11 protein-coding genes and 1 tRNA gene are annotated in these 11,704 nt (G+C 49.1%); 4 read left to right on the forward strand and 8 right to left on the reverse strand.

Annotated features, from left to right (window positions below; translation table 11 throughout):
• On the reverse strand, positions 1 to 1,261 hold a 1,261-nt coding region (gene mltF, locus AC6R0R_RS08070; protein ID WP_500626324.1), incomplete at its 3' end, for a membrane-bound lytic murein transglycosylase MltF.
• Positions 1,262 to 1,632: 371 nt separating this feature from the next.
• Here mltF and purL point away from each other — a divergent pair.
• Positions 1,633 to 5,526, forward strand: coding sequence for a phosphoribosylformylglycinamidine synthase (purL, locus tag AC6R0R_RS08075; RefSeq protein WP_500626325.1), 3,894 nt, complete (start codon positions 1,633 to 1,635; stop codon positions 5,524 to 5,526).
• Positions 5,527 to 5,699: 173 nt separating this feature from the next.
• On the forward strand, positions 5,700 to 5,915 hold the full coding sequence (locus AC6R0R_RS08080) for a DUF3622 domain-containing protein (RefSeq protein WP_334555173.1): 216 nt from the start codon (positions 5,700 to 5,702) through the stop codon (positions 5,913 to 5,915).
• Between the two features lie 96 nt (positions 5,916 to 6,011).
• On the opposite strand, the gene AC6R0R_RS08085 is transcribed toward AC6R0R_RS08080, so the two are convergent.
• The 4 genes from AC6R0R_RS08085 to purM form a co-directional block, all read right to left on the reverse strand.
• Entirely contained in the window at positions 6,012 to 6,203 is a 192-nt protein-coding gene (locus AC6R0R_RS08085; RefSeq protein ID WP_500626330.1) for a DUF4250 domain-containing protein, read from the reverse strand.
• Positions 6,203 to 6,409 carry a YaeP family protein gene (locus tag AC6R0R_RS08090; RefSeq protein WP_334555175.1) on the reverse strand — a complete coding sequence of 69 codons (207 nt, stop codon included), beginning with the start codon at positions 6,407 to 6,409 and terminating at the stop codon, positions 6,203 to 6,205. The genes AC6R0R_RS08085 and AC6R0R_RS08090 overlap by 1 nt, the downstream gene beginning before the upstream one ends.
• Positions 6,410 to 6,602: 193 nt before the next feature.
• The gene (purN, locus tag AC6R0R_RS08095; RefSeq protein WP_334555176.1) at positions 6,603 to 7,244 is read right to left on the reverse strand and encodes a phosphoribosylglycinamide formyltransferase; all 642 of its coding nucleotides are present in this window, start codon (positions 7,242 to 7,244) and stop codon (positions 6,603 to 6,605) included.
• Positions 7,245 to 7,246: 2 nt separating this feature from the next.
• Positions 7,247 to 8,287, reverse strand: coding sequence for a phosphoribosylformylglycinamidine cyclo-ligase (gene purM / locus AC6R0R_RS08100; RefSeq protein WP_500626326.1), 1,041 nt, complete (start codon positions 8,285 to 8,287; stop codon positions 7,247 to 7,249).
• Between the two features lie 177 nt (positions 8,288 to 8,464).
• On the opposite strand from purM, the gene upp reads away from it, so the two are divergent.
• Positions 8,465 to 9,091: a uracil phosphoribosyltransferase gene (gene upp, locus AC6R0R_RS08105; RefSeq protein ID WP_500626327.1), complete on the forward strand. Its 627-nt coding sequence runs from the start codon at positions 8,465 to 8,467 to the stop codon at positions 9,089 to 9,091.
• 122 nt (positions 9,092 to 9,213) lie between these two features.
• On the opposite strand, the gene rluF is transcribed toward upp, so the two are convergent.
• The 3 genes from rluF to AC6R0R_RS08120 form a co-directional block, all read right to left on the reverse strand.
• Positions 9,214 to 10,221, reverse strand: a complete 1,008-nt coding sequence (gene rluF / locus AC6R0R_RS08110) for a 23S rRNA pseudouridine(2604) synthase RluF (protein WP_500626328.1) — start codon at positions 10,219 to 10,221, stop codon at positions 9,214 to 9,216.
• Between the two features lie 122 nt (positions 10,222 to 10,343).
• A complete protein-coding gene (smrA, locus tag AC6R0R_RS08115) occupies positions 10,344 to 10,925 on the reverse strand; it encodes a DNA endonuclease SmrA (protein WP_500626329.1) in 582 nt (193 codons plus the stop codon).
• A 145-nt stretch (positions 10,926 to 11,070) separates the two neighbouring features.
• Complete coding sequence (locus tag AC6R0R_RS08120; protein WP_334555181.1) at positions 11,071 to 11,211, reverse strand: DUF3149 domain-containing protein; 141 nt, start codon at positions 11,209 to 11,211, stop codon at positions 11,071 to 11,073.
• Positions 11,212 to 11,451: 240 nt separating this feature from the next.
• Here AC6R0R_RS08120 and AC6R0R_RS08125 point away from each other — a divergent pair.
• Positions 11,452 to 11,528, forward strand: a tRNA-Pro gene (locus AC6R0R_RS08125).
• The last annotated feature ends 176 nt before the right edge of the window (positions 11,529 to 11,704 follow it).

Consider the following 11,704-nt stretch of genomic DNA (forward strand, 5'->3'; position numbering starts at 1 on the left):
CATCTGACCAGGCATCGGGATTACCGCCTTGTTTTTTCGTCAGGCGGCGGGCGTCCATTACATGACCATAGCCGACATTGTACGACGCCAACGCAAACCAAATTTTCTCGTGGCTTTCGATGGTGTCTGGAATGCGCGCAACCATGCGCCGCAAATACTCAACGCCACCTCTTACAGATTGCTCTGGATCGAGTCGGTTGGTCACGCCCACACTTTTGGCTGTCGGCAGCGTCAGCATCATCATGCCACGAACCCCGGTTGGTGATTTGGCGCGAGGGTTCCAGTGTGATTCTTGATAAGCCAGTGCTGCGACCAATCGCCAATCAAACTCATCGGAGTATTTCTTAAACAGTGGCGACCACGTCGGTAGCGTGGAATCCAACGCGCGGATAAAGGCGCGGGTATCGACGTAATCAAAGCTGTCGATATGGCCGATGTATTTCTCTTCCAGTGAGGCGAGATGCCCGGATTGTTGTAGATGACCAAAGAACTCGATCAGCAAGGCGTAGAGGCTTTCGTCTTGGCTGCGTCGTAAGAACCAGGAGATGGGCTGATCTTCGGTCAGCTCAAACGCCAGTGCCACATCGGGATAAATCCGCTGTGATAGCGAGATCTCGACCGAGTCTGCGACGGTAAATAGCAGTTCACCATCAGAGACCTGCTTGAGCAGGTCATTGACATCGACATTGGCGTCGACCTTATAGGTAAACTCCGGGTAGTCGATTTGAATCTCTCCTAACGTCTTATTGAAGTGAGAGTCACTGACAATACTTAAAACGGGCTTGCCGTCGTTCTCTTCAATGAGCTCAGCCTGTCGCTCAATCAACTGCTCCAGATTTCGTGGTCGCCACTGCCCTTTGCGATACACCAGTTGTTGACTGACGTAATAATAGGCGGGGGCAGGGCGAAAACGGCTCATGCGCTCAGGTGATTGACTGAGGCCCGCCGCGATAATATCGATCTCACCCTTTTCTAACGCTGGGTAGAGGCTCGAAATGCGATAGGCCGGTTTCATTTCCAATTGCACACCAAGCTCGTTGGCAAATTCACGGGCGATTTCGTAATCAAGGCCTGCCGGGCCATCAGGACCAATATAATAGGAGAGCTGGTTATTGAGGGTGCCAACGCGAAGCACTCCACGTTCGCGAATTTGGTCTAATTCGCTTTTCGGCTTAGATTCAATTTGGCATCCCGTCAAAAAAAGCGCAGAAAAAAGCAGCGCGCACAAGGCTTTCAGCGGGCTAAAGTCATACTTGTTCATTAAAGAGAGTCTCATACTTCCAGTAGGGCATTTATATCAAAGTGTCATCACAAGGCAAGAAACTATCGACGGCGAAGCCGCAGAGTTCAAAAAATCATCATGTTCACAGGCCATGATGGCTCATGCTCTTCCGTACAGGGTGAGGTTGTGGACGGGACAGGAAAGAAAGGCTTTGCGGCGATTGTGCTGACGGTACGCCGATGAAAAAAATGACGCAAACGGTTGCGTTTGGTGTTACATCACAAAACCAATTGCTATATAATGCGCACGCAAACGCAGAGGTGCGATTGGCATAGGTTTGATTTGTTTTTTATAACGTATTGAATTTATTCCAATATCATCTTAATCAATTGCATAAGAGACCTAAGCACATGAGAATTTTGCGTGGCTCCCCAGCTCTTTCTGAGTTTCGTGTTAACAAACTAGTAGAACTTTGTCGTGAACAAGACCTGCCTGTGACAGGTATTTACGCTGAGTTTATGCACTTTGCTGACCTTACCGCAGATCTGTCTGACGCTGAACTAGCAAAGCTAGAAAAGTTGTTGACCTACGGCCCAACGATCGAAGAGCACGCACCTGAAGGTCTTTTGTTGCTTGTGACTCCTCGTCCGGGCACCATCTCTCCTTGGTCTTCTAAATCCACCGACATTGCCCATAACTGTGGCCTTTCAAGCGTTAAGCGTCTAGAGCGTGGTACGGCATACTACATTGAAGCATCGGTCTCGTTAAACGACGCACAAGTGGATGCGGTGAAAGCACTCATCCATGACCGCATGATGGAATCCGTATTTACTCAGCTTGATGCTGCCTCTGCACTGTTTAGCGTTGCTGAACCTAAGCCTGTTGCTCACGTTGATATTCTTGCGGGCGGTCGTCTTGCGCTTGAAGAGGCAAACGTTTCCTTGGGCTTGGCACTGGCGGAAGATGAAATTGACTACCTAGTAGAAAACTTCACTAAACTGGGTCGCAACCCGAACGACATCGAACTCATGATGTTTGCTCAAGCAAACTCAGAGCACTGTCGTCACAAAATCTTTAACGCAGACTGGACGATCGACGGTGTTGATCAAGAGAAGTCGCTGTTTAAGATGATCAAGAACACATTTGAAACGACACCTGATCATGTTTTGTCTGCTTACAAAGATAACGCAGCAGTCATGACGGGTTCAAAAGTAGGTCGTTTCTTCCCAGATCCTGATACTCGTCAATACACCTACCACCACGAAGACGCGCACATCCTGATGAAGGTTGAGACGCACAACCACCCAACCGCTATCTCGCCTTGGCCAGGTGCGTCTACCGGTTCTGGTGGTGAGATTCGTGACGAAGGTGCAACGGGTATTGGCGGCAAGCCTAAAGCCGGTCTGGTTGGTTTTACTACCTCTAACCTACGTATTCCAGGTTTTGAACAGCCATGGGAAACCGATTTTGGTAAGCCAGGTCGTATCGTTAACGCCCTTGATATCATGCTAGAAGGCCCTCTTGGTGGCGCGGCGTTCAACAACGAATTTGGTCGTCCAAACCTACTGGGTTACTTCCGTACTTACGAAGAGAAAGTGACCTCTCACGCGGGTGAAGAGATCCGTGGTTACCACAAGCCAATCATGATTGCTGGTGGTATGGGTAATATCCGTGACGAGCACGTTCAGAAGAAAGAGATCCCAGTGGGTGCGAAGCTTATCGTACTGGGTGGTCCTGCGATGAACATTGGTCTTGGCGGCGGTGCGGCCTCTTCAATGGCGTCAGGTCAGTCTGCGGAAGATCTTGATTTTGCTTCTGTACAGCGTGAAAACCCAGAGATGGAACGCCGCTGTCAGGAAGTGATCGACCGTTGTTGGCAGCTTGGTGAGAGCAACCCAATCGCGTTTATCCACGATGTGGGCGCAGGCGGTATCTCAAATGCACTACCAGAGCTGTGTGATGATGGCGAACGTGGTGGTTTATTCCAGCTACGCGACGTACCAAACGACGAGCTGAGCATGAGCCCACTTGAGATCTGGTGTAATGAATCTCAAGAGCGTTACGTAATGGCAGTGGCGCCAGAGAATATGGAAGTATTCGATGCCATCTGTAAGCGTGAACGTGCGCCTTATGCGGTTGTGGGTGTCGCTACTGAAGAGCGTCACCTAACACTAGAAGATTCTCACTTCGACAACACGCCAATCGATATGCCAATGGACATCTTGTTGGGTAAAACGCCGAAGATGCACCGTGATGCGAAAACACTTAAAGTCGATAGCCCAGCGATTGATCGTGATGGCATCGAAATTAACGAAGCGGTTGATCGCGTTCTACGCCTACCAACAGTGGCAGAGAAAACCTTCCTGATCACTATTGGTGACCGCTCGGTAACTGGTCTTGTTGCGCGTGACCAGATGGTTGGTCCTTGGCAGGTTCCAGTGGCAAACTGCGCGGTAACCGCAGCAAGCTACGACTCTTACCACGGTGAAGCCATGTCTATGGGTGAGCGCACACCAGTGGCTCTTCTCGACTTTGGTGCATCAGCACGTCTAGCAGTAGGTGAGTCTCTAACAAACATTGCAGCGACAGATATCGGTGATATCAAGCGCATTAAACTGTCAGCGAACTGGATGTCTCCAGCAGGTCACCCAGGCGAAGATGCCGGTCTTTACGAAGCAGTGAAAGCCGTCGGTGAAGAGCTATGTCCAGCGCTAGGTCTTACTATCCCGGTGGGTAAAGACTCCATGTCGATGAAGACTAAATGGGAAGATAATGGTGAAAGCAAAGAGGTGACCTCACCACTTTCATTGGTGATCACCGCATTTGGTCGTGTTGAAGATGTTCGTAAGACAGTAACGCCTCAGCTACGTACTGACAAAGGCGAGACGTCACTGGTTCTTGTTGACCTTGGTAACGGTAAGAACCGTCTAGGTGCGACGGCACTCGCACAGGTTTACAAACAACTGGGTGATAAGCCAGCGGACGTGGATAACGCCGAGCAACTAAAAGGCTTCTTTGACGCTATGCAAACGCTAGTTCGTGATGACAAGCTGGTGGCTTACCACGATAAAGGGGATGGCGGTCTGTTCGTGACCTTGGCAGAGATGGCCTTTGCGGGTCACTGTGGCGTGAAAGCGGACATCGCAAACCTAGGCGACGATGCACTTGCTGCGCTATTTAACGAAGAGCTAGGCGCGGTTGTTCAGGTGAAGAACGTTGACCTAGACACAGTGAAAGCGGTATTGGCAGCCAACGGCCTAGAGGCATGTTCTCACGTTATTGGTTCAGTGGAAGCAACAGATAACTTTGTTATCACCGCGGGTGAGACGGTTATCCTTGAGCGCGCTCGTACAGAACTTCGTACTATCTGGGCTGAGACCACACATAAGATGCAAGGTCTACGTGACAACCCTGCCTGTGCTGACCAAGAGTTTGAAGCGAAGAAAGACAACTCTGATCCAGGTCTGAACGTTAATCTAAGCTTTGATGTCAACGAAGATGTTGCTGCACCTTACATCGCAAAAGGTGCGAAGCCGAAAATGGCTATCTTGCGTGAGCAGGGCGTCAACTCTCACGTTGAAATGGCAGCGGCATTTGACCGTGCTGGCTTTGAAGCGACCGACATCCACATGAGCGACATCCTAACGGGTCAGGCAGCGTTGGATGAATACCAAGGTCTTGTGGCGTGTGGCGGCTTCTCTTACGGTGACGTACTAGGTGCTGGTGAAGGTTGGGCGAAGTCTATCCTATTCAACCCACAAGCACGTGAGCAGTTCCAAAGCTTCTTCAACCGTGACGATACCTTCTCTCTTGGTGTATGTAACGGCTGTCAGATGCTATCGAACCTGAAAGAGCTGATCCCTGGCGCTGATTTGTGGCCACGTTTTGTTCGCAACGAATCTGAGCGTTTTGAAGCACGCTTTAGCTTAGTGGAAGTACAGAAATCGGATTCTGTGTTCTTTGATGGTATGGCAGGCTCACGTATGCCTATCGCGGTTTCTCACGGCGAAGGTCGCGTTGAAGTACGTGATGCAGACCACCTAGCAGCGATTGAAGCGTCTGGTACGGTTGCTGTACGTTACGTTGATAACCACGGTAACCCAACACAGCAATACCCGAACAACCCGAACGGTTCACCAAATGCGATTACCGGTCTTACCACACAAGACGGTCGTGTGACCATTATGATGCCACACCCTGAGCGTGTATTCCGTACGGTTGCCAACTCATGGGCACCAGAAGGTTGGGGTGAGAACGGCGCTTGGATGCGTATGTTCCAAAACGCTCGTAAGAACATCGGCTAAGCCTGATTAATCGAGTCAAAAGCGTAGCGTGAATTCGCTGCGCTTTTTTATTTTTAGCGAAATGTGTTTTTAGCGAAAAAACTACTAGCCAGCGATGCTTTTTTAAGCTCTAATAGCGCACTTTTTTGCGAAGGGCCCAATCATTAGGGTCGCTTGGTCTGAGGAAACAATTTATGAATGCCAATAAAAAATATGCGTTGCATGTTACTCAACAAGAGTCACAGTGGAGTGCAACAATCACTCGCCAAGTGACATCACGTAAAACTCACGTTTCAAAAAGTGAAACAGGGTTTGAGTCTGAACAAGCTGCACAAGCTTGGGGTGAAGAGCAATTGGCGGTATTCGCCAAAGCGCAAGCCGGTCACAACGCGCGTAAAAAAGCCAAGTAATCACTGTTGTCGACCTTATTGTGCCTACCTGAGTGTAGGCACGTTTGTTTTGAGCGCTAGCCAAGACAACCTAGCGCTCGCAGAGATGCGGTCGCGTTAACGAAACTGCCCCGCCTCAGGCAAGTATTCAAACCCTGCGCTCGCAAGCTTTGCTTCAAGGGCAGCACGGTCAATATCGAAATACGCCACAAGCTTGTCCAGATCCCCTGCAAAATCATCGCGCAATTTCATGTTGACGATGCTCATCAGCATCACGCTATCCATGCTGGCAAAATTGCTCAAATTCATCATGCATCCTCAAAATCAGAAATCAGCAGATTGGCCGCTGCGAAGGCCGCTTTTTCTCGTACCGACTTAGGCAGCGCGTCATCCGCTGCAATGTCATTAAGCGCTTTGAGCGCGCAGGTGATGGCTTGTGGGACATAGGCTTGATCGCCACTACCGATCTGGGCGTAAAGCTCACGAATCATGTCACAGCACTGATAAACTTGCATGTTGGTATCCTTAACAAATGATAACTGCTCTCAAATATACACAGGGACGAGAGGAAACTCAAAGTGCCCGGTTGCGCTAGCGCAAACTCGTGTAGCCTTAGTCGACTTTTTCACCAATAGGGTGAGATAGGAGAAACGCAGCGCAAAAAAAAAGCGAGCATTAACGCTCGCCAATTGGATTGAAACGGTTTGATTACTCTTCGGCGTAACCATGCATGCCGAGCAGCTTGCCATCGAGGTAGGCTTCTTTGCCATCTTTCATCACGAGGCGCTCTTCCACCATCCACTTTACGACCAGAGGGTAGATTTTGTGCTCTTGCGTTTGCACGCGCTCGGTGAGGGTTTCGACGGTGTCTTCATCAAAGATCGGCACTTTCGCCTGTAAAATGACAGGCCCGCCGTCAAGTTGCTCAGTGACAAAATGGACACTGGTACCATGCTCTTCGTCACCGGCGTGAATGGCACGTTGGTAAGTGTTGAGCCCTGGGTATTTGGGTAACAGCGATGGGTGGATGTTGATCATTCGCCCCATAAAGTGACGAACGAACTCGCCACTTAAAATGCGCATATAACCCGCCAAGACCACAACGTCAGGCTTGTATTCATCCATCTGCTTCATCAACTCGCGATCAAAGGCGTCGCGAGTATCGAATGAGTTTGGATCAAGAAAGTGCGCGCCAGCACCGGCTTTTTTCGCACGTTCCAAAGCATAAGCGGTTGCTTTGTTTGAAAAAACAGCGGTTACTCGGCCATTATCGATGTTGGTTTCACAAGCATCAATAATCGCTTGCAAGTTAGAACCATTCCCTGAAACTAAAACAACAACGCTTTTCATCTTTAGTTGATCTCTACCTGTTCTTCGGCTGCTTGCGCTGTTGCAATCTCACCAATTACCCAAGCGTTCTCGCCTTCGGCTTTCAACAGTTCAACCGCTGCGTCCGCTTGTGCTTTAGGTAGGGCGACAACCAGACCAACACCACAGTTAAATGTGCGGTACATTTCGTGGGTTGTGACGTTGCCTTTCTCTTGTAGCCATTTGAAGATAATTGGCCATTCCCAGCTGTTACCATCGATCACCGCTTTGGTGCCTTCAGGCAGTACGCGAGGGATGTTTTCCCAGAAACCGCCACCAGTGATGTGCGAGATGGCATGAATGTCATGCTGCTCAATCATCTTGAGTGCCGATTTGATGTAAATTTTGGTGGGTTCGAGTAGGTGCTCACCAATCGTTTTGTCAGCTAACTGTTCGTTTTTGTCAGCACCAGAGACTTCAAGAATCTTACGAATGAGTGAGTAACCGTTTGAGTGTGGACCGCTTGAACCGACCGCGATCAGCGCGTCGCCAGCTGCGACTTTCGTGCCGTCAATCACGTCTTCTTTTTCGACGACGCCAACACAAAAGCCTGCTACGTCATAGTCTTCGCCTTCATACATCCCTGGCATTTCTGCGGTTTCACCACCGATCAGTGCACAACCTGCTTGCACACAGCCGTCTGCAATACCTGACACAACATCCGCTGCCGTATCGACATCCAACTTACCTGTTGCGTAGTAATCCAAGAAGAACAGCGGCTCTGCACCTTGAACAATCAGGTCGTTGACACACATTGCCACAAGGTCAATACCGATGGTGTCATGCTTTTTCATATCCAAAGCAAGGCGCAGCTTAGTGCCCACACCGTCTGTCCCTGAGACGAGAACTGGATGCTTGTACTTGGTTGGCAGTTCGCACAGCGCGCCAAAACCACCAATACCACCCATTACTTCAGGGCGACGTGTACGTTTTACCGCACCTTTAATACGGTCAACAAGTGCGTTGCCTGCATCAATGTCAACGCCAGCATCTTTATAGCTAAGAGAAGTGTTATCAGCACTCACGGGGAAGTCCTCGGTTAGAAAATTGGATGTGAAAACGGCGCTATTCTACCAGTGGTCAAAGCTAGATAGCAAACGTTTGCGCAAGTTTTTTCTTTTGCGCTACGACAAGAAATTGTGAACGAAATCGTTTATAATCGACAAGTTTATTTGAAATTTGCCATAGATCCGGAGATGGAAATGAAAGTTGTTGAAGTTAAACACCCTCTTGTGAAACACAAAATTGGTCTTCTACGAGAAGGTGATATCAGCACTAAGCGTTTTCGCGAGCTTGCAACAGAAGTCGGCAGCTTGCTGACCTATGAAGCGACCGCAGACTTTGAAACAGAAAAAGTAACCATTGACGGTTGGAATGGTCCGGTAGAAGTGGATCAAATCAAGGGTAAGAAAGTCACCGTTGTGCCGATTCTTCGTGCTGGCCTAGGTATGATGGACGGCGTGCTTGAGCACATTCCTAGTGCTCGCATCAGTGTGGTGGGTATTTACCGTGACGAAGAGACGTTGGAGCCTGTGCCTTACTTCAACAAACTGGCGTCAAACATTGATGAGCGTATCGCGTTGGTTGTTGACCCTATGCTTGCTACCGGCGGCTCTATGATTGCGACGATTGACCTTCTTAAAGAGCAAGGTTGTCAGTCATTCAAAGTGTTGGTGTTGGTTGCTGCGCCAGAAGGCATCGAAGCTCTAGAAAAAGCGCACCCAGACGTGGAACTGTACACCGCTGCTATTGACAGCAGACTGAACGATAAAGGTTACATTGTCCCTGGTCTTGGTGATGCCGGTGACAAGATTTTCGGCACTAAGTAATCGTTGATATCTAAGTCACTTTATACGCTAGTGTGTTGATTGACTTGTAAAGACTAAAAAGGAGCATTGAATGATGCTCCTTTTTCATTGCAGCAAAGCGCTGAACGGATACTTCGCCTGCGTTACTTCTTCAAACTCAGCGTGCCACCGGTGCGTGGTTTTGCCGGTTTGGTCGTGGGGCCTGAATGTTTGGTTACGGGCTTTTGGTTCGGATTGTGGTGATGGGCGCGGCCCTTTTTCGAATTAGGCGCGTGACGAAGATCATCGGCATTGCGACCTTTAAACGTTCGCGGCTTTTGATTACGTCGCGCTTTGGATTCTTGATTCTCTTCTCGACTATCAAAGAGCTTTGCATCGGTTGCGCGGCGGATTCTTCGCCCTTTGCTGTCAACCTTTGAGGCTTCTTCAGTCCCGCTTGAGCCCTCACACATTGCGAGAATCGTCTCAACCTCTTGATCAGACAAGTAGCGCCATTGACCGTTAGGGATACCATCCAAGGTAATGTTCATGATGCGAACTCGGCGTAACTTGAATACTTCGTATCCCAGCGCTTCACACATACGGCGTATTTGACGGTTCAACCCTTGTGTCAGCACGATTCGAAATGAAAACTTGGTTTCCTTGATGACACGGCACGGTAGCGTGACGGTATCTAAAATCGGCACGCCGCTGCTCATCCTATGAATAAAGTCATCGGTGATGGGCTTGTCGACACGCACGACGTACTCTTTTTCGTGATGGTTACCCGCACGAAGAATTTTGTTGACGATATCGCCATCATTGGTCAGAAAGATCAACCCGTCCGACGGCTTATCTAAGCGACCAATTGGGAAGATGCGCTTTTTGTGGCCAATAAAGTCAACAATGTTACCCGGTACATCTCGCTCGGTTGTACAGGTGATACCAGTCGGTTTATTTAAAGCGATATAAATCGGTTTATCGGTGGCACCACTGATAGGTTTTCCATCGACTTGAACATCGTCTCCGGGAAGCACCTTGGTGCCCATTTCCGGCACTTGGCCATTAATGGTGACTCGACCTTGCTCTATCAGTCGGTCTGCTTCTCGACGTGAACAAAAGCCGGTTTCACTGATGAATTTGTTAAGGCGTTTCGCGCTATCTTGGGACATGAGCATTCTCTTTACGTTTCACAACGGCAACCCGTGATGTGGTGGTAGATGGATCCGAAATCGGGGTCGGGGAGTGTATCACTCTGTCTATCTTAGACCAACCATAACGATCGGAAACGGATTTACCCGAGCCGTTTTTGATGACGCTCTCGAGTCTCTTGTTTCTTGTCGGCACTTTTTCTCAGCATGACGTAGACCGCACCCGTGCCGCCGTGAAAACGCTGTGCGCTGTGTACACATTGGACGTCATTGATTTGTGATAGCCACTTTGCAAGGTAACTTTTCATCATGGCGGGGGGATTGGATTTCTCGCCTCGACCATGAATGATCAGCACCGTGCGAATATCCATGCGCATGCACTGTTTAAGAAAGGTGAGCACTTCGTCACGCGCTTGTTTGAGCGTCTTGCGGTGTAAATCTAACCTTGCTTGAAGTGGGTACTTACCCAGGCGCAGTTTACGAAAGACCCCATCTTGTACACCATCGCGCTTGTACTCAATGATGTCTTCGGGTTTGAGCATCGGCGCATGGTCAATGGAGAGGTACTCGGGAGCATCATCGCTGAGCCACATAGCCGCTTCGCGTTTAGCCAACTGCGCTTGGGTGACCTGATGTATTTTGACGTGTTGAGTGGTGTCTTGCTTGATGGGTTTAACGTCTCCCATCATTTGCTGAAACAGTGCAAAATCGTCGTCGTTAGACATGACGGTATCTCAGAGTATTCAATCAATATAGCTATTATACTGACGTAAGCCTGTTGTGATCAGCAAGAAATAAAAAACCGAAGTAAACAGTGTGTCTACTTCGGTGCATAGCGAATGTCTATTCGGAGAATAGAGCTAAGCGATTCTAGTGAGGAGATTTGTCATTCATCACCTTGTAGACGAAGAAAGCGCCGTAAAAGAGCATGAGACTAAAGGCACCCAAGATGACAATCATTGAAGATAGACCTACTGCATTACCAAAGAGAAGATCAAGCCAAAAGTCCATAGTTCCTCCGCCAAATACAAAGTGTGTGTTGACGGAATTTAAGGTAATGGCTGGTCATTAATTCAACACTGATCTAGATCAAGTGTTATCCGAAGGTTGCGTTTTTGTTCTGCTTGCTGTGTGTTTGCTCACATTTTGTGGCCCGTTGCTCGCGTTTTAGTCAAACGGTGTGAATTTGGAAAAAAGTGCGGGAAATGGCTTGCGTTGGCAAACAGAATCCGTATTATACGGCTCCGTTCTCGGTGAATAGCGCAGCTTGGTAGCGCATCTGGTTTGGGACCAGAGGGTCGGGGGTTCGAATCCCTCTTCACCGACCACTTTTTAAAAGCCCCGCTAGCAATAGCGGGGCTTTTTACGTCTAGACAACTATGCCGCGCATTATGGGTCGTGGGCTGGGCGCCAGTCCGATCGAATCCCTCTTCACCGACCACTTTCTAAAAGCCCCGCTAGCAATAGCGGGGCTTTTTACGTCTAGACAACTATGCTGCGCATT

This window comes from Vibrio sp. R12-SW3-ISO1 (assembly GCF_059834005.1).